Genomic DNA, 17,465 nt, shown 5'->3' on the forward strand with positions numbered 1-17,465 from the left:
ACACGAGCAATGAAGACGATCAGCATTGAGGCCATCCGCATCGATCGCGAAACCCAATCTCGGGCAGAGATTCACAACGACACGGTTGCAGAGTACGCAGACGCTCTGGAAAGCGGGACAACCCTCCCACCCATCATCGTGTTCTTCGATGGCGTGGACTACTGGCTGGGCGATGGCTTCCATCGTGTTCATGCGTTCCGTCAGGCAGGCCGCGCCAGCATCAATGCCGACGTGCGAGAGGGTACGCAGTCCGACGCGCAACTGTTCAGCTACGGCGTCAACACTGACCACGGTCTGCGCCGCACCAATGCCGACAAGCGCAAGGCCGTGACCGGCGCACTGCAGCATCCGGTGTCGTGCAAGTGGAGCGACAACCAGATTGCGAAGCACTGCGGGGTATCCGATAAGACTGTTTCCGCCGTGCGGACTTCTATCTTCGGAAATTCCGAAGATGCGAAGCCCACGGAGCGCACAGTCACGCGCGGCGGCACGACTTACACGCAGAACACGGAGAACATCGGCGGCAAGAAGAAGGCGGGCGAGGCGGTTAACAAGGCGACGGTTAACACCGGAGTTAACACCGCTGGCGCTGTTTCGAGCCCGTTCTGCCGGTATCACCGCTGGCGATTCCCGAGTCAACGACCGATGACGGCGCCCCTTCCGAGGAAGAAATTGCCGCCGCGCTGGCCGCCGTGGAGGCAGACGGTCAGGCGCTCCAAGTGCTGCTCGACGCCGATGACAAGCTGGCCGCAGCGTCCGAGGAGATCAAACGCCTGAACGCGGTGGTCAACGTCCTGACGCAGCGCAATGCGGGGCTGATGGAGAAAGCCAATGAGGCCATTAAGGCGGCCAAGAGGTGGCAGAAAAAGCATGATGCCTTGGCGAAGAAGGTGGCGACATGACGTTGTTCGAAGACGCCCCCAACTACGCGTCGGCAAAGTTCAAAGAGCCGCGTCCGTTTCAGAGAACCGCACTTCCGGCGCTGCGCGATGGCATTCGGCAGGGTCACCGCCGCCAAATGCTGATGGCTCCCACCGGCGCCGGCAAGACGTATCTCGGTCTTCGGCTGATTCATGAGGCGTTGGTCAAGGGCAAGCGCGCCATATTCGTCTGCGACCGACGCACGCTGATCGACCAGACCAGCGCGGATGCGGATCGCTACGGTCTGGCCGCACACGGTGTTCTGCAAGCTGATCACTGGCGCACCAATCCTGACGCGCCGTTCCAGATCGCCAGCGCGCAGACACTTGCGCGCCGCACTTGGCCGGATGCCGATGTGATCGTGATCGATGAAGCGCACACGCAGATGGCGGCGTGGGTTGACCACATCCCGAACTGCCGAGCGGCAGTGGTTGGCTTGTCGGCGACACCGTTCAGCCCCGGTCTGGGCCGCTTGTTCACGCGGCTGGTGAACGCCACGACCATGCACGAACTGACCGAATCCGGCGTGCTGGTGCCCATGCGCGTGCTGAGTTGCACCAAGCCCGACATGCGCGGCGCCGAAACATCGGGCGGCGAATGGACGGACAAGGCTGCCGAAGAACGCGGCATGGAAATCATCGGCGACGTGGTGACGGAGTGGGCCAAGCACGGTGACAACCGCAAGACCATCGTCTTCGGCGCCACCATCGCCCACTGCGAAGAACTGTGCCGCCAGTTCAACGAGGTCGGCGTGATGGCGGCGGTGTTCACGTCTCATACCACCGACACCGAGCGAGAGGCGCTGCTGAAGGAGTACCGCAAGGCAGATTCACGTCTGCGCGTGCTGGTGTCGGTCGAAGCACTGGCAAAGGGCTTCGACGTGCCGGACGTGGGCTGCGTGGTCGATTGCCGGCCGTTGCGCAAGTCTCTCTCGACGGCGATTCAGATGTGGGGTCGCGGCCTGCGTTCGTCGCCCGAAACTGGCAAGAAGGATTGCATCCTGCTCGATCACAGCGGCAACGTGATCCGGTTCCGCGAAGACTTCGAGAGCATCTATTTCAACGGCCTGGACACGCTCGACGCTGGCGAGAAACTGGACAAGGCGATCCGCAAGGACGTTGACGATGAAGACAAGGAAGTGAAGGCCTGCCCAGCCTGTGGGCACAAGCCGTTCACCAAGCGCTGCATGGCCTGCGGGTTCGAGCGCCAGAGCCTTGCCCTGGTCGAAGCCAGCGCGGGCGAGATGCGCGAAGTCGTGATGCTTGGCGGCAAGCGCATGGGCGATGACCGCGCGCACGTCTGGGCTCAGGTGGCGACCTATGCGAAGGCCTACAGCCGACCGGAGAAGCAACAGGGCCGGGCCGCCAATCTGTACCACGAGATCACTGGCCAGTGGCCGCCGCGCTCATGGACGGCTTTGACGGCGCCGACGGTGGAGATCACCAAGCCGGTGCTCAACAAAATCAAGTCGCTCAACGTGGCGCACGCCAGAGGAGGCAGCGCCATGCAGTTTGCTGAATTCTGCCGCGCCAATGGCCTGATCGTTGACCGGATCATTGAGGGGCGCTGGGTGCGCGTGCCTACCTTGGATCACCCGCGCAAGAGCAATGGCGCCTATCGCTTCATGGGGTCGGTCGGCTGGGTGCAGAACCATGCCACCGACAGCGAGGTCAGCACCTGGCGGCCGGACGGCCATGATGACGTGCGGGTCGATCCGGCGCTGATCGCCGCAGCAGCGGACTACGAACGTCGGCAGCGCGCCGGGTGGGATGCCGCAGCACAGACCGCCGCCGACATGCTGGCCCGCTGTAAAAGCGGCGAGGCCGCCTATCTGGCCTACAAGGGGCTGGCGGACGTTCCGGGGCTTCTTCTCGAAGACGACGCGCTGTTCGTGCCGATGCGGCACTACGCAACCAATCGCCTGCAGGGCGCCCAGATCATCCGCTGGCTGCCGGCGGAGATGCGGCACGAGAAAAGATGCTGCGCGGCATGCGCGCCAAGGGCTCCGTGTTCCGCATCGGCAGCCCGAAGGCACGCCGCACATGGCTGGTGGAAGGGTATGCCACTGGTCTGAGCTTGCATGCCGCGCTGACGCTGCTGCGCCTGCCGGATGCGGTGCTGGTGTGCTTCAGCGCTAGCAATCTGAAGTACGTGGCCAGCGTTGTGCACGGCGTGCGGCTGGTATTCGCCGACAACGATGCCAGCGGCACCGGCGAGCGCGTTGCACGCGAAACGGGCCTGCCGTATTGCATGGCGCCTGTGGTCGGTTGGGACGCAAACGACATGCACATCAAGCAAGGCGTGTTCGCCCTGGCGGACTTGGTGCGCGCCACCGTGGCGGGGCCCCCATGCGATGTTGACCATCCCCCGCGATACCTGCCCCGAAGTCAGAGAGGGATATGCGGTTCTCCGAACACCGCAGCAGGCATCGCCAACACTGCGCTGGTTGGACATGGTTTAACGGCAGCGGCGCAGGGTGAGTCCCCTACTGTTGGATCAGGTGCTGAAACAGGGGAAAGGGTGGCGAAGCTAGCGCCCTTGCATCGAACGGCTGGCGGGTCATGCAACGCGACGGGTGAGAAGTCGGAACATGTGAAGGCCTACCCAGGATGGGCTAGGTCTGTCCGCTCGGGGTGAGGGCTTGGGGGATCAAGAAGAAGATGAAGAATAGGGGTATCCATCCCAGAGGGGTGCCCGAGGGTGGGGGGACTGCGCTGCCGCCTGTCGCTGCCATCGGCGCCGCCGCTCGGATACCGCTGCCATCAAGATCACCCAGGCGGCTTTCCAGAATTACGCAAGACGCGCCCGCCGCTCGATTTGGTGCGAGATAGCCACCGGGCCGGGAAAGGGCGCGAGGGGCTGATTTCGAGGCCGCTCCCGCCAGCATGAGAAAGTACCCCGGTACGACGGATTTTGAAGCGATCAGGGATCGAATCGTGCCGTCCTACGCCCGAAGCGATACCGGGGATGCGCGTATTGTCTACCCGGATGGGCCTCGGGCCAAAAAGAAGCCCGGTGTGCATAGATTGGATGCTGCTGATGCTGCATCGCGTCCGGCTCCTGCCGAGGCTTCGGCCTCCAGTGTAGCTGCCGGCGGCCAACAAAAATTCCCTGCTGTCAAATGGGTGGACTCGACTGTTCAAGCTGATGGGCTTGACCCGACTTCCGACCTGCCCGGCAGGGGAGTCCAAAATTTAGCGCGATGGCCCGGTGCTATATGGCTTGAAAGGAACTGGCGAAACCAGCGCCCGCTGCCCACTGGAACCGAGCCGTCAGCGGCCAGTGTAGCGCCGCTCAGCGCTACGGCCGGCGCCGATCTTCCGCTGGCTTGGTTGCCGGCAGCTTGCCCGCCAGCATCAGCGACGCCCGCAAGGTGTCGTTGATACGGGTCTGCCAGCCGTCGCCGGTGGCGCGCAGGGCAGTCAGCACGTCATCGTCCAGCCGAATCTGCACGGGCTTCTTGGTGGTGGCCTGCACGCTGCCCAAGGGGCGGCCAGCTTTGCGGCGGGCACGGATTTGCTCAGGTGTGTGCACGGCGGCGTACTCGCCGCGCTTGGCTTGCTCAAGGCCGGCGCGCAGGCCTGGAGTGGCGTGACCGGCATCGGTTTCGATGGCCTTGGCCACTTTCTCGACGTTCAGATTTTTCATTTCACTTTGCCTTTCTGATGGCCTTGGTGGGCAGGTTTTCACGGACGCTCTTGGTGTAGGCGGCGATCAGCACGATGTAGCCATCATCCAGCACGTTGAAATAGATCAACCGTGCGCCGCCACGCTTGCCACGGCCCTGCGACGCCCAGCGCACCTTTCGCGCCCCATCAGCACCCGGAATCACGTCGCCGGCCAGCGGGTTCTCGGAAAGCCAGCCGATGCCATGCGAGAAGTTTGGGATCAGCCCCGTCCAGATAAGCCAACGATTTCCCAACAGTGTTTCCAAATCGGCGCACGCTGTTGCGGAATAACTGGTGTCGGCTCAAAACGCCCTGGCTTCGACCTCGAACGCCTCGGCGCGTCGGCAGGCGGGAGCGATCCGGCTGCAGCAGGGCGAGCAGAACCCGGACGGCACAGGCTGGGGTCTGGCGCACATGGAGGCGCGGCACGGCAAGGAGATTCGCGCAGCCGGATTCGACTCCGTGGAGGCATTCCTTATTGACGCCTTCCATAATATGGACGGAATCTGGAAGCCAGGTGCGACATCGCAGTTGATCGCTGTTCAGTCTGGTCGCACCGGAAAGGTGGCGTTCATTCAGTTGGAGGTAGACACCCAAGGTAGTAAAGATTTCTACCGGGTGAACAGTGCATTCCCTGCAAACGAGAAGTTTGTGTCTCGCAAGGAGAAACGAGAGGGGTGGGAACCGCTTTGGAGCAGGTACCCCGTTCCTGCTGATGCGTCCGGCGCATCGGGCTTTGTAGGCCAGTCTCCTAATGCCGGTGAGACGGCCCCCACGGTAAGCGGCCAAAGCGATAGCGCCAGTGTACCGCCTGCCGCCACGGATGCCAATACCGCCAGCCCACAAGCCCAATTCGAGCGCCTGCGCGCAGAATCCAAGGCCGAGAACCCCGGTGTTGCAGCCTTCGCCAAGGTGGCCGGCGCGAGCGGAGAGTCTGCCGCCGACGTGTACGGCCGCTGGCATCAGGTCATGGGGTTCAATGAAGCGCTGGCGAACGATACAGGCGCGCAGATCGCGGCCAAGATGGCGGAAAACCTGCCGCGCAAGCCGTGGGGCAACGATGACGCCTATCCCGGAGCCAACCTTCCGGCCAACAACGTGCCTGCGGCGCACGCGCACAAGTTTTCCGAGCGCGCAGAAGCTGCCAAGCGCAGTTTCGACCGCGACATGGACACCCGCGAGCTGATGGCGCGCGATGCCGAGAACTTCGGCGTTGACGAAAATGCGGTGGCGCAGACGCGCGCCACGGTGCGCGAAATGCGCAAGAAGGCGAACGACAACATGGCTGACGGTCAACGTTCCAGTGGAATGGCGTGGCCTGGATCATGTGGCCTTGCGCGAGCACATGGCTGATGCGCTGGATCGGATGGTCAAGAACAAGACGGCCATCACGCATCCGGAGCTGGGAGAAATCAGGGTGGGGCGCGAGGGCGCCAAGAAGTCCGAGAACTCGGCGCGTGACCCGGCAAAGTCATTGGTGACGGCTGATCTTGAGGCCGTGTTGCCGCAGTCCATCGTGGCGCGCAGCGAGCCGTCGCGGGGCATGGATGGCCCTGACATCGCAGGGTATTCGACGCTGCTGGCCCGTGTGAATGTGGATGGCGTGCCGCTGGTTGCCGCATTCACCGTGCGCCACCAGTCGGATGGCCGCTGGTACTACAACAGCGTTGCACAGCACGACGCGCAAGAAAAACCCGCGATTCCTATGGGCGTCCTGACCAGCAATCCGGTTCAAGTGTCGCCCCGATTGTGTGTGCCGGTCTTCAGGCCCCCAACTGCACGCGCCGCGCAGCCCGCGCGCTTGCAAACCACGGCAGTTTGCCGATAATATGACCATATGGTCATTTTTAGGAGTCCGCCATGAGAAACGTCACCGTGGTCGAAGCCAAAGCCGCTTTTCCGCCCTGCTGGCCGAGGTGGACGAAGGCGCCGAAATCGACATTACCCGCCACGGCAAGGTGGTGGCACGCTTGGTGCCCGCCCGCCCGCGCATGGCCAGCGAAGCCTTTGCCGATTTCTGGAGCGACACCGATGGGTTCGACCTGCAAGCTCCGCCCGATCTTCCCCCGAAGACCCACCCGCGCTGGACGCCTGACTCTCCCCTGATCCACCCATGAGCACCCGCTACCTGCTGGACACCAACATGCTGATCGCCGCCCTACGGGGCACGCCCGAAGTGCGCCAGCGCCTGCACAGCGTGCCGCTGACCGACCTGTTGCTGTCCACCGTGGTGCTGGGCGAGCTGGAGTTCGGCGCCGAGAAAAGCGCATGGGCGCAGCGCAACCGCCAGCGCCTGAGTGAGCTGACCGAGCGCCTGCCGCTCATCGGCATGGACGCCGGCACCGCCCGGCACTACGCGCGCATTCGCGCCCAGCTGGAGCGCCAGGGTCAGCCCATCGGCGCCAACGACCTGTGGATCGCCGCCCAGGCGCTGGCGGCCGAAGCTACCCTGGTGACGGACAACGAAGGCGAGTTTCGCCGCGTGCCGGGGCTGGCGCTGGAAAACTGGCTCAGGCCCGAAGCGTGACCCCGGTGTATATGGGTCAAATCAGCCTCCAGCGCATGTCCATCAAGCGCAAAAAGCTATTGTTTTCGTAGTTATTGCCGGACATCCACCCGGCCCAGCACGGCATCGGCAATGGTGGCCGCGCGCAGTTCTTGTAGCAGCGTGATGGCTTCTTGGGTGTGGGTGATAAGGGCGTCGATCTTGGCTGCCGCCCAAGGAGCGCAAGATGGACAACAGCAATCTGCTTGCGCCGCTTGATGGCCTGCGCGCGCATTCCGTTTCGCTCGTATCCAAGTCGCTGGTATCCAAGGACTTGGTATCCAGGGCGGTATCCAAGCCATGGTCAACAGCGATGTATACACCGGAATTGGTGGGTTGGGCGTGACCTGGGTCGGGCTGGCGCCGATGGCTTCGGGTGCTGGTACGCAAAGAGGTACGCAAGAAACCCGTGCTGTCGGAGTGCTCCGTCGTCAACGCCAATCCCGAGGCCGTTGCGCCGGTGCAAGCGGCTGCGCTTGAACGCCGCACCGGGCACATCGCCGACACCCTCAGCGCCGATCCTTTGTCTCCCGGTGGGTTTTTGACAAGAGATCATTGAATGCACAAGCAGCGCTCTGCAAGGCCCTCGATCCATCAACGACACTGGCTGGAAACCCGCACGGAACAAGCGTTTCCCAGCGTTGGGGCCTGCTTGTTCAAATTCTGAACAGGGGGCTTGCGCAACTTGTGCAGCTGAACCAGTTCAGTCCGACTTTGTGACGATGTAGCGTTGGTGGTCAGGACGATGAAGCTGGGATGTAGGGCTCCATGACCCACGAAATCAGTCAAGCTCAATCAGCATCGCTCCGCGTTTTGCGCGGGTCAACGCGACGTACAGCAACTTGCGCTGAGTCTCGGTTTCTTCTGGCGCATCCAAGTAGCTCCTGGGTGCGACCACGATGACACAATCAAACTCGAGTCCCTTGGCGCGGTGCATGGTGGCAAGGTGAATCACATCCCGTGCATCGGCATGATTGCTTTGCGCCGTGATCGCGATGCAATGCAAACCCGCCGACTGAATGAGACTGGCCATCGCATCCCGGCTCTTCTCGCTGGCTGCAATGACGCAGAAGGAAAGCGGCAATCCCTCACCCTGCGCAAGGTTCCAATCGCGAACAAATTCAACGGCGTGCTTGGCTGCATCCTCAATTCCTTTCACGCTCAGCACCGAGGGTGCCGGGCCGTGTGACAAGGACTTGTAGCGCTTGGTCTCATCGTGGCCGTCATCAAGGTCGTCGATTTCGCAGCCTTGCAGCAATGCCACCGCCTGCCGGCGTATCTCGTCGGTGGTGCGGTAGTTGAGGTACAGCTTTCTGGCCCGTCCCCGAATATCGATTCCGCAGCGGCTCATCGCAGCCTTGTTGCGGCTGTAGATGCGCTGGTGCCCGTCGCCCACGAAAAAGAGGTCATTCGGACCCGCAGGCACCAACGCACGAAGCAGCCGAAGGGCCTGCGGCCCCAGGTCCTGGGTTTCGTCCGCAACGATGGCGCTGTAAAGAGGTCTGGCGCTTTCTCTTTCTCTTTCTGCTTCAGCGCTCAGCACATCAGCGACTTCGCGGAAGGCATCATCCACTTCCTTGAGCTTGCGCGATGCTAGCTGTCCACGATACTCCTCGAACACCGGCCAGACGGCATCGCGTTTGGCGCGACTTAGGATGACGCCACGTCCTGTTCGTCGAGCCGTACGGTACTGGTCCAACGTGGTGATGCCTTGCGCCAGCACCACCTGTTCAAGCTCCTGTTCATAAAAACTGTCGGGCAGGTCCAGTGCCGAATCCTTGACCGCCAATGCCGCTTGCCATGCCTGATAGGCGGCATCCCGCTTTCGGTCATACACGATTCGATGCTCCAGCTTGCGGCTACGCATGAAGGCATTGACCCAGGCATCGAGGTTGCGGACCTCCAGCTTGGCAAATGTTTCACTGCTGCAGAGCGTGCGCAGGTTCTGCTCGATATCGGCTGCCAGGTTCCTGGTGAAGGTGGTGACAAACACCTTCTGGTTCGCCTCAGTCCGGTTCTCTGCCAGCCACCTGGCGCGGTGCATCGCCAGAACGGTCTTGCCGGTTCCCGCGCCCCCAAGCACCCGCACAGGACCGCTGCGGTCGCCAACTGCAAGCTTGTTCTGCGTAGGATGCAGAAACACCCGCCATTGCGCTAGGGGCGCATTCAGGATGGCGGTCATGGACTCGTCGTCGCTCACCACCACAAACCGCGACTGCGACTCTGGCGTGGCCAGGGCTGCTGCGAAGTCTTGGGTATCGATGGCCTTGTCCACCCGGGTCTCACGGGCGTTGAGCACCTGACCAACCGTGTCGCCTGCCGCAACAAGGAACAGGCCTTCGTAGGCTTCCAGCGGTAGCTGTGTCTGCTTGGCATCCAGCTCGTCCTCGGTCGCGATGGCCCGAACGAAAGCCAGCAACTCCTGCGGGACACCGAGGCTCATCAACTCGCGGTCATCCAAGTCCGCAAAGAGCGCCGGAGCCGCTGCAGCGGGCGTCACCTCGGCACGGTCCACAGCCGCATCGTTGGCGCTCATGGCTTCTTGAGGCCCCGGCTCTGCAACGCTCTCGACAGTCAACATCTGCATCGCCCCGGTGACCGGGTTGATGGTCAGCTTGCGCTTTTCGGCCCAGCGGTAGGCATCGTCGTGGTGGTCCACATACAGCAGTACATACACATCACCCGCGGATGGCTTGAAGACAATGCCGCGCCAATCCCCGTCGAGCCGAACCGACTTGAGGTTCGGGTCCCGCGCGCCATTGATGTTCTCGTAGTTGATGCCTGGGCTCTTCGGGTCGGCCTGGAACTGAATGGCCCACTTCATCACCTTGGTATGGACTTTGGCAGGCAACTTGGCCAGTTGCAGCAGAAATTCGTTGCTCAGCGCAACCTTGGGTTTGAAGCTCAAAGTTCTACTCCTGGTATTCGATGGTCAGCCCCAACGCCGTCGCAGCAGCAGCCTCCCAAGGCTGTGCCGTGCACTGCGTCAAATCCTCGTCCAGACACAGCACCGTCCACCCCTGTGCGGCCCACGCCTGGGCCATATCTGCCTGGTCCGACCGCAGCACCGCCACTTGGGCTGCGGACCAAACCAGCTCTGCTTCGGCCAGTACACGGCCCTTGTCGTCTGCCAGCTCTGGGCCAACTTCCGGAATGCCCGCCCCGGCCTGCGCCAGCCGAACCATACCCGGTTTGAGCGGAACCAAAACACTGTCGAGTACCTCCAGCCAGGCGCCGTTCAAAGAGGGCTGCGTGGCGGGCTGCGCCGCTGCGGATGCCTGCAAGGTGCGCAGGCCATCGTAATCCTGGTGGTCCAGACCGCTCGCCGTGACAAGCCACATCCCGGGCAGCGACTGGGTGGTGTTGAACAGATGCAGCCATTGGCGCCACGCAAAATGCAGCGCGGCCTCATCGTCAGCCTTGGCTTCGTCCAACACCAGAACGCCAGGTGCCATCCAGCCTGCCTCCTGGGGAAGACCCTTGGCGGCAGCCAAGGGCCACCAGCCAACTTGCTGGCATGCCCCTGAGCCTTTGGACAGACTGGGGGCAAAACCCTTGCCCGGCTCCTTGACGTGTGCGGGCAGTCGGTGAATCCACTGCCCAAGCTGGTGTTCACAAGCCGATTTTTCCTGCTCAGTGTCCGGCACCATCAAGTAGCCAAGCCACAGGGCATTGCGCTGCAACTGCTCCACTGCGGGGTCGCCCGCCGGTCCCTCCGCCGGGGTGGCCAGCCAATGCAGCAAAGTGGCCACGGCATGCTGGGTGAAAGCCTTTTCCTGCGCGCGTGGCACCGCTGCCGGAGCCTTGCCCCGTTGTGTCGGGACAGGCTGACCAAAGGCGACTCCAGGTCGGTATCCAGTTTTCCGGCAAGGGCGTCCATCACATCGTTGTGCGTGACAGACCAACACCAAAACCCGCCACTGGCCATCCGACCACATCACATCGCCGCACGAAGGACACGCCACGTAGGTGTCTGCCTCCACCGTCAGGTTCTGCATGTGATGGCACGACGTGCAGAAACGCCAACCCGTCGTAAAAAGGTGGCTCACCAAGCCGCAGATGGGTTCGGCCATGCGTGACTGCTCATCCAGAAAGCAAACGCTGGAGCCGCCCGCAGGCTTCTTCGAGAATGGCGAACTTCCCAGCCAGCGCTGCACCAGCGTGGCGGAACTGCGAACAACCGGCGAAAGCTGCTGCGGATCGCCTGCGAACAGATAGCTGCGGCCTAACGGCATCAAGGCCAGGGCATGTGCAAGGCCGACTTGACTGGCTTCGTCAAAAACCACCAGATCAAAGGTGGGCACCATTCCTTCTGGAACTGGGTGAGCATGGCTTTTGCGTGACCACCAGGATGCGCTTGCCGCGCCCGCGCTGTATCAGCTCGGTGGCCAGGATGCCAGCCTCCAGCGTTTTGCCCAGGCCGACGGCATCGGCAATCAGGATGCGCGAGCGCGGCTGGCGCAGCGCCTGCAAAGCCGGGTCGAGCTGGTAGGGCACCAGGTTCATGACGCCCTTGTGGCCCAGGCGAATCTTCTCGTCGTTGGGCACGCTGCGCCGGCGCAGGCTTTCCAGATACAACACGGTGGCGTTGTAGGCGGGGCTGGTGTCGGGCACCAACTCGGTCTTTGCGGGGTCGAGCACCTCGATGGTGTCTTCCAGCGCCGTCAGAAACAGCGCCGACTGCCCCCGCACCAGGTCGGAAATGCCATCACAGGTGAGCAGCCATCGTGGCGGAGGTCGAGCGCCTCGTCGAGCAAATGCGCGACGAAGAGCAGACATGATGCTGGCCTGACAGCCCTCGTGCTGGTGCCGCTGAGGGTGCTAGCCGGACTGCCAAAAACCTCTTACATCCGCCGTTACATCGGCGGTCAACAAAAAGCCTGCTACCGATTGAATAGCAGGCTTTCTAGTGTTTACTGGGTTGGCTGATGGGACTCGAACCCACGACGACCAGAATCACAATCCGGCTGGCCGACGGTTGCCTAACCGTTGTCTAACTGTTACCCAACCGTTGTGCTGGCCGCCACCACACCAGCGAAGCCCAGCGGCACGAACGACCCCCGATGGCTAGGACCCGCACCGCAGGCCCCGTGCGCCCCCGAAACCCTGCACTGGTGGCTACATGGTGGCTACATGACCCCGGAAAGAAAAAGCCCGCTACATATTCTGCAGCGGGCTTTCGTTGTGTGGCTTGGTAGGACGTGCAGGATTCGAACCTGCGACCAACGGATTAAAAGTCCGCTGCTCTACCAACTGAGCTAACGTCCCACATCCCTTGCACTGACGAGCAGTGCGCCGGAAAGCCTCGAATTATAGCGTGGTTTTTCGGCTCCTCGCGCAATTTGATCCAGAACCCATCCGGCCGCGCACAGGCCGAAGGTGGCGGTGACGGCAACGGTCGATCCGTAGCCATGACAGTTCAGCGAGCCGTCCATGTCATCGCCCACCTCGCAGGCTTCGGGCATGACCACGTTCTCGCGGCTGAAGACGGCAGCCACACCGATGGGCCGCCCGCCCGACGGTGCGCCATGATGGCGGCGCAGGCGGTAGCGCAGTTGGGCGATCAGCGGGTCGTGCGTAACCTGCGCGATGTCGGCGATCTCGACCAGCTCGCCCTGCCGCTTGCCCCCGGCCGCGCCCACCGTGATGAAGCCCGCCCGCTGCTGCATCGCCCAGGCCGCCATGGCGACCTTGGCAGCCAACTTGTCGCAGGCGTCGATGACGACCTGCGGCGTCGCCGACAGCAGGCCGGGCCAGTTGGCAGGTTCGACGAACTCCTCGATCTCGTCCACCTCGCAGCCGGGGTGAATCTGCGCGATGCGCTCGCGCATGGCCTGCACCTTGGCCTGGCCGATGGTGTCGGTGAGCGCGTGAATCTGCCGATTGACGTTGGATTCGGCCACGTGGTCAAGGTCGATCAGCGTGATGCGCGCCACGCCGCTGCGGGCCAGCGCCTCGGCCGCCCACGAACCGACGCCGCCGATGCCGACCACGGCGACGTGCGCCTGGCGGATGCGCACGGCGCCTTGCGCGCCATACAGGCGGGCCAGCCCGCCAAAGCGGCGCTCCAGGTCGGGTGCATCGGCCACCGTGCTCACGCCGCCCGCTCCAGCCGCCACATCTGGTACTTCAGCGCGGCCACGGCGCCAGCCGCAATGCCCGCCACCGCGGTGAAACTGGTCAGGCTGAGGTTGGACACACCACTCAGCCCCTGGCCGATGGTGCAGCCCAGCGCCGTCACGCCGCCCACGCCCATCAGCGTGGCGCCGATCAGGTGGTTCGCCAGGTCTTCGGTGGTTCGAAAGCCTTCCCAGCGGAACTGGCCGGTGAGCAGCGCATGCAGGCCGGCCCCCACGGCCACGCCGGCGACGGAGGCCACGCCCAGGCTCAGGCGCTGGTTGCTGTCGCTGAAGAACATCACCCAGTCGATGGTGTGGGCCAGCGGGCCGGTGAAGGTCATCGCCTCCATGCGGCCGCTGCGCGTGGCCAGGTAAGCGGCTTCCAGCGTTTCGGGGTGTTCGGCCAGGTGCCCCACATGACCGCTGAGCCACCACATGGCGACGATCACGCCGCCCACGCCCAGCCCGGCCAGCAGGTTGTTGCCGGTGATGAAGCCGCGCCCGGCCAGGGCCCAGGCCGTCAGCGGCAGGCCGACCAGCAGCGCCGCGCCCAGCAGCGCCGCCGGCACCGGCCAGCCCGCCGCGGCCGACGCCAGATGGCCCACCGTGGCCGGGCCGTTGAAGGTGACGAACACCTGGTCCACCGTGCGATCGCGCAGCACGGCGGTGATGCCGCGCATCGTCGCGTAGGCCGCCAGCGCCATGACCACGAACACCACCAGCGCCTTCAGGTTGCCCGCGCCTAGGCGAATCAGCGTCTTGCTGCCGCAGCCCGAGGCCAGCACCATGCCAACGCCGAACAGCGCGCCGCCCACCAGCGCCGACAGCCACATCCAGCGCGGCGTGGCGTAAAGCGAATCGGCCGCCTGCACCCAGCCGCCCGCGGCCAGCGCGCCAAAGCCGATGATGGCCACGCCCACCGCCAGCGCCCACTGGCGCAGGCGCGTGGCGTTGCCCATGGTCACCATGTCGGCAATGGCGCCCATGGTGCAGAAGTTGGTGCGGTGCACGATGGCGCCGAACACGGCGGACAGCGCAAAGGCCCCCAGCAGCACGGCGCGTGCAAGTGAATCAACGTCGGGCTGGGTCGGCATGGGGCGGGATTCTATTGAACGGGCGCGAAGCTGTTTCACGCCCGCACGCCAGGCACTATTCATTTGATAGCTTCCGGCGCTTTACAGAAAAGGGCTCAGGCCGATTTTTATTCATGAAGCCGGGGCGTATCGGCCCGCCGCGCCGCGCCGGGGTGGGCCGTTAAAATTTAGGGTTTCGCCCTCTTCCGGCGTGCGCCTTCCGCGCCGCGCCCCTATCAGCGGCCTTGCGCCGCCCTCCACCATGTCAGAACAGCTCTCGCAACCGGGCCTTGCCGCCCTGTCCAAGTCCTTCGAGCCCGCCGCCATCGAGGCGACCTGGGCCCCGCGTGGGAGCAGGCCGGCCTGGGACGCGCCGGCTTTCGCGGCACCGGCGCGCCGAACGCCGAGGCAGCGGCGCGCGGCGACAACTTCGCCATCCAGTTGCCGCCGCCCAACGTGACGGGCACGCTGCACATGGGCCATGCGTTCAACCAGACGATCATGGACAGCCTGACGCGCTACCACCGCATGAAGGGCTACAACACACTGTGGGTGCCGGGCACCGACCATGCGGGCATCGCCACGCAGATCGTGGTGGAGCGCCAGTTGCAGGAGCAGGGCCAGAGCCGGCACGACCTGGGCCGCAAGAACTTCGTCGCCCGCGTGTGGGAGTGGAAGCAGCAGTCCGGCGACACCATCACGCGCCAGATGCGCCGCATGGGCGCCAGCGTGGACTGGGGCCGCGAGTACTTCACCATGGACGACAAGCTGTCCAAGGTGGTTACCGAAACCTTCGTGCGCCTGTACGAACAGGGCCTGATCTACCGCGGCAAGCGGCTGGTGAACTGGGACCCGGAGTTGAAGACCGCCGTCAGCGACCTGGAAGTCGAGAGCGAGGAAGAGGACGGCCATCTGTGGCACATCGCCTATCCGCTGGCCGATGGTTCGGGCGAGAAGCTGGTGGTGGCCACCACGCGGCCCGAGACCATGCTGGGCGACGTGGCGGTGATGGTGCACCCGGAGGATGAGCGCTACAAGCACCTCGTTGAACAGAAAGCGAAAGTGATACTCCCGCTGGTGGGGCGCGAGATTCCGGTCATCGCCGACGACTACGTGGACAAGGATTTCGGCACCGGCGTGGTCAAGGTCACGCCCGCGCACGATGCCAACGACTACGCCGTGGGCCAGCGCCATGGGCTGCCGATGATCGGCGTGCTGAACCTCGACGCCACGATCAACGACAACGCGCCCGAGATCTTCCGCGGCCTGAACCGCTTTGCCGCCCGCAAGGCCATCGTGGCCGATCTGGAGGCGCAGGGCCTGCTGGTCGAGACCAAGAAGCACAAGCTGATGGTGCCGCGCTGCGCCCGCACCGGCCAGATCATCGAGCCGATGCTGACCGACCAGTGGTTCGTGGCCATGAGCAAACCCGACGAGACCGGCAAAAGCATCGCGCAAAGGCCATTGATGCCGTGCAAAGCGGCGCGGTGCGCTTCGTGCCCGAGCAATGGGTCAATACCTACAACCAGTGGATGAACAACATCCAGGACTGGTGCATCAGCCGCCAGCTGTGGTGGGGGCACCAGATTCCGGCGTGGTACGGCGAGGACGGCTCCTTGTTTGTCGCGCGCAGCGAGGACGAGGCGCGCGCCAAGGCGCAAGCCGCGGGCTACAGCGGCGCGCTGACCCGCGACGAAGACGTGCTCGACACCTGGTATTCATCGGCATTGGTGCCCTTCAGCAGCCTGGGCTGGCCCGAGAAGACCGAAGACCTGTCGCTCTACCTGCCCTCCTCCGTGCTGGTCACCGGCCACGACATCATCTTCTTCTGGGTCGCGCGGATGATCATGATGACCACGCACTTCACCGGCCAGGTGCCGTTCAAGGACGTGTACATCCACGGCCTGGTACTGGATGCGCACGGCAAGAAGATGAGCAAGAGCGAAGGCAACGTGCTCGACCCGGTGGACCTGATCGACGGCATCGCGCTCGAGCCGCTGCTGGACAAGCGCACCACCGGCCTGCGCAAGCCCGAGACGGCGCCGAAGGTGCGCGAGAACACCAGGAAGGAGTTTCCCGACGGCATTCCCGGCTATGGCGCCGATGCGCTGCGATTCACCTTCGCGGCCATGGCCACGCTGGGGCGCACGGTCAATTTTGATAGCAAGCGCTGCGAGGGCTACCGCAACTTCTGCAACAAGCTGTGGAATGCCTCGCGCTTCGTGCTGATGAACTGCGAAGGCCATGACTGTGGCCTCGACGCCGATCAGGCGCCGGAACGCAGCGCCGCCGACCGCTGGATCGTCAGCCTGCTGCAGAAGGCCGAGGCCGCCGTGGCCAAGGGCTTTGCCGACTACCGCCTCGACGCCGTCGCCAACACGCTCTACGACTTCGTGTGGAACGAGTACTGCGACTGGTACCTGGAAATCGCCAAGGTGCAGATCCAGACCGGCAGCCCCGCGCAGCAGCGCGCCACGCGCCGCACGCTGGTGCGCGTGCTCGAGGCGATCCTGCGCCTGGCGCACCCGATCATTCCGTTCGTCACCGAGGCCCTGTGGCAAGCGGTCGCCCCCGTGGCGGGCAAGACAGGCACCTCGATCGCCGTCGCGCCCTACCCGCAGGCGCAGGAAGCCAACATCGACGAAGCCGCCGAGGCGGAAGTGGCGCGCCTGAAGGCCGTCGTCGACGCCTGCCGCAACCTGCGCGGCGAGATGGGCGTCTCACCCGCGCAGCGCCTGCCGCTGTACGCGCTGGGCGACGCGGCCTTCATCACCGCCCACGCACCCGTGCTGCAGGCGCTGGCCAAGCTGAGCGAGGTGAAGGTGTTCGAGCGCGAGGCCGACTGGGCAGCCGCCGCGCAGGCCGCGCCGGTGGCCGTGGTGGGCGATGCGCGCCTGGCCCTGTTCATGGAAGTGGACAAGGACGCCGAGCGCGCCCGCATCGGCAAGGAGATCAAGCGGCTGGAGGGCGAACTGGCCAAGGCATCGGCCAAGCTGGGCAACCAGGCCTTCGTCGCCAAGGCGCCGCCGGCGGTGATCGAGCAGGAGCAGAAGCGCGTGGCCGACTTCGGCGCCGCGCTCGACAAGCTGCGCGACCAGCTTCAGCGCCTGGGTTGAGGCGACCGGTGCGGCATACGGCC

Annotated in this window: 17 protein-coding genes, 1 tRNA gene and 1 pseudogene; 11 read left to right on the forward strand and 8 right to left on the reverse strand. The window is 64.2% G+C overall.

Annotated elements, in window-relative coordinates:
• The first annotated feature begins 9 nt into the window (after positions 1–9).
• From H0I39_RS04400 to H0I39_RS04415, 4 genes are read left to right on the forward strand one after another with little or no spacing between them, the layout of a single operon-like run.
• The gene (locus H0I39_RS04400; RefSeq protein WP_180549697.1) at positions 10–777 is read left to right on the forward strand and encodes a ParB N-terminal domain-containing protein; all 768 of its coding nucleotides are present in this window, start codon (positions 10–12) and stop codon (positions 775–777) included.
• Entirely contained in the window at positions 720–902 is a 183-nt protein-coding gene (locus H0I39_RS04405) for a hypothetical protein (RefSeq protein WP_180549698.1), read from the forward strand. Before H0I39_RS04400 ends, H0I39_RS04405 begins: the two co-directional genes overlap by 58 nt.
• A complete protein-coding gene (locus H0I39_RS04410) occupies positions 899–2,995 on the forward strand; it encodes a DEAD/DEAH box helicase (protein WP_180549699.1) in 2,097 nt (698 codons plus the stop codon). Before H0I39_RS04405 ends, H0I39_RS04410 begins: the two co-directional genes overlap by 4 nt.
• Positions 2,899–3,558: a primase/helicase family protein gene (locus H0I39_RS04415; RefSeq protein ID WP_180549700.1), complete on the forward strand. Its 660-nt coding sequence runs from the start codon at positions 2,899–2,901 to the stop codon at positions 3,556–3,558. The genes H0I39_RS04410 and H0I39_RS04415 overlap by 97 nt, the downstream gene beginning before the upstream one ends.
• 663 nt (positions 3,559–4,221) lie before the next feature.
• Here the strand turns inward: H0I39_RS04415 and H0I39_RS04420 are convergent.
• On the reverse strand, positions 4,222–4,545 hold the full coding sequence (locus H0I39_RS04420) for a BrnA antitoxin family protein (protein WP_308645767.1): 324 nt from the start codon (positions 4,543–4,545) through the stop codon (positions 4,222–4,224).
• Positions 4,546–4,570: 25 nt separating this feature from the next.
• Positions 4,571–4,855, reverse strand: a complete 285-nt coding sequence (locus H0I39_RS04425; RefSeq protein ID WP_180549702.1) for a DNA-binding protein — start codon at positions 4,853–4,855, stop codon at positions 4,571–4,573.
• A gap of 28 nt (positions 4,856–4,883) precedes the next feature.
• Between H0I39_RS04425 and H0I39_RS04430 the strand changes: the two genes are divergently transcribed.
• The 6 genes from H0I39_RS04430 (at position 4,884) to H0I39_RS04455 (ending at position 7,693) form a co-directional block, all read left to right on the forward strand.
• On the forward strand, positions 4,884–5,942 hold the full coding sequence (locus H0I39_RS04430; protein WP_180549703.1) for a hypothetical protein: 1,059 nt from the start codon (positions 4,884–4,886) through the stop codon (positions 5,940–5,942).
• Entirely contained in the window at positions 5,923–6,417 is a 495-nt protein-coding gene (locus tag H0I39_RS04435; protein ID WP_180549704.1) for an LPD3 domain-containing protein, read from the forward strand. The genes H0I39_RS04430 and H0I39_RS04435 overlap by 20 nt, the downstream gene beginning before the upstream one ends.
• 88 nt (positions 6,418–6,505) lie before the next feature.
• On the forward strand, positions 6,506–6,706 hold the full coding sequence (locus H0I39_RS04440) for a type II toxin-antitoxin system Phd/YefM family antitoxin (protein WP_257645620.1): 201 nt from the start codon (positions 6,506–6,508) through the stop codon (positions 6,704–6,706).
• Positions 6,703–7,116, forward strand: a complete 414-nt coding sequence (locus H0I39_RS04445; protein ID WP_180549705.1) for a PIN domain-containing protein — start codon at positions 6,703–6,705, stop codon at positions 7,114–7,116. The genes H0I39_RS04440 and H0I39_RS04445 overlap by 4 nt, the downstream gene beginning before the upstream one ends.
• A gap of 205 nt (positions 7,117–7,321) precedes the next feature.
• Positions 7,322–7,480: a hypothetical protein gene (locus H0I39_RS04450; RefSeq protein WP_180549706.1), complete on the forward strand. Its 159-nt coding sequence runs from the start codon at positions 7,322–7,324 to the stop codon at positions 7,478–7,480.
• A gap of 30 nt (positions 7,481–7,510) precedes the next feature.
• The gene (locus H0I39_RS04455; RefSeq protein WP_180549707.1) at positions 7,511–7,693 is read left to right on the forward strand and encodes a hypothetical protein; all 183 of its coding nucleotides are present in this window, start codon (positions 7,511–7,513) and stop codon (positions 7,691–7,693) included.
• Between the two features lie 222 nt (positions 7,694–7,915).
• Here the strand turns inward: H0I39_RS04455 and H0I39_RS04460 are convergent, their stop codons facing one another.
• The 6 genes from H0I39_RS04460 to H0I39_RS04485 form a co-directional block, all read right to left on the reverse strand.
• Complete coding sequence (locus H0I39_RS04460) at positions 7,916–10,042, reverse strand: UvrD-helicase domain-containing protein (RefSeq protein WP_180549708.1); 2,127 nt, start codon at positions 10,040–10,042, stop codon at positions 7,916–7,918.
• A gap of 4 nt (positions 10,043–10,046) precedes the next feature.
• Positions 10,047–11,441 (reverse strand): hypothetical protein, encoded by a 1,395-nt coding sequence (locus tag H0I39_RS04465; protein ID WP_180549709.1) that lies wholly within the window; start codon positions 11,439–11,441, stop codon positions 10,047–10,049.
• Positions 11,425–11,826: a DEAD/DEAH box helicase family protein gene (locus tag H0I39_RS04470; RefSeq protein WP_257645621.1), complete on the reverse strand. Its 402-nt coding sequence runs from the start codon at positions 11,824–11,826 to the stop codon at positions 11,425–11,427. The genes H0I39_RS04465 and H0I39_RS04470 overlap by 17 nt, the downstream gene beginning before the upstream one ends.
• Before the next feature lie 500 nt (positions 11,827–12,326).
• Positions 12,327–12,402 (reverse strand) — tRNA-Lys (locus H0I39_RS04475).
• A complete protein-coding gene (locus tag H0I39_RS04480; RefSeq protein WP_180551682.1) occupies positions 12,393–13,223 on the reverse strand; it encodes a tRNA threonylcarbamoyladenosine dehydratase in 831 nt (276 codons plus the stop codon). The genes H0I39_RS04475 and H0I39_RS04480 overlap by 10 nt, the downstream gene beginning before the upstream one ends.
• A gap of 5 nt (positions 13,224–13,228) precedes the next feature.
• On the reverse strand, positions 13,229–14,347 hold the full coding sequence (locus tag H0I39_RS04485; protein ID WP_180549710.1) for a YeeE/YedE family protein: 1,119 nt from the start codon (positions 14,345–14,347) through the stop codon (positions 13,229–13,231).
• 241 nt (positions 14,348–14,588) lie between these two features.
• Between H0I39_RS04485 and H0I39_RS04490 the strand changes: the two are divergent.
• Positions 14,589–17,442: pseudogene (locus tag H0I39_RS04490) on the forward strand (valine--tRNA ligase).
• Positions 17,443–17,465 lie beyond the last annotated feature (23 nt).

The sequence above is a fragment of the Ottowia beijingensis genome (genome assembly GCF_013423955.1).
Lineage (GTDB): Bacteria > Pseudomonadota > Gammaproteobacteria > Burkholderiales > Burkholderiaceae_C > Ottowia > Ottowia beijingensis.

Coding starts and splice junctions, on each gene's coding strand:
- H0I39_RS04465 (WP_180549709.1), bottom strand. CDS start 11,441: ATGGTGCCCACCTTTGATCTGGTGGTTTTTGACGAAGCCAGTCAAGTC.
- H0I39_RS04410 (WP_180549699.1), top strand. CDS start 899: ATGACGTTGTTCGAAGACGCCCCCAACTACGCGTCGGCAAAGTTCAAA.
- H0I39_RS04485 (WP_180549710.1), bottom strand. CDS start 14,347: ATGCCGACCCAGCCCGACGTTGATTCACTTGCACGCGCCGTGCTGCTG.
- H0I39_RS04450 (WP_180549706.1), top strand. CDS start 7,322: ATGGACAACAGCAATCTGCTTGCGCCGCTTGATGGCCTGCGCGCGCAT.
- H0I39_RS04400 (WP_180549697.1), top strand. CDS start 10: ATGAAGACGATCAGCATTGAGGCCATCCGCATCGATCGCGAAACCCAA.
- H0I39_RS04415 (WP_180549700.1), top strand. CDS start 2,899: ATGCTGCGCGGCATGCGCGCCAAGGGCTCCGTGTTCCGCATCGGCAGC.
- H0I39_RS04445 (WP_180549705.1), top strand. CDS start 6,703: ATGAGCACCCGCTACCTGCTGGACACCAACATGCTGATCGCCGCCCTA.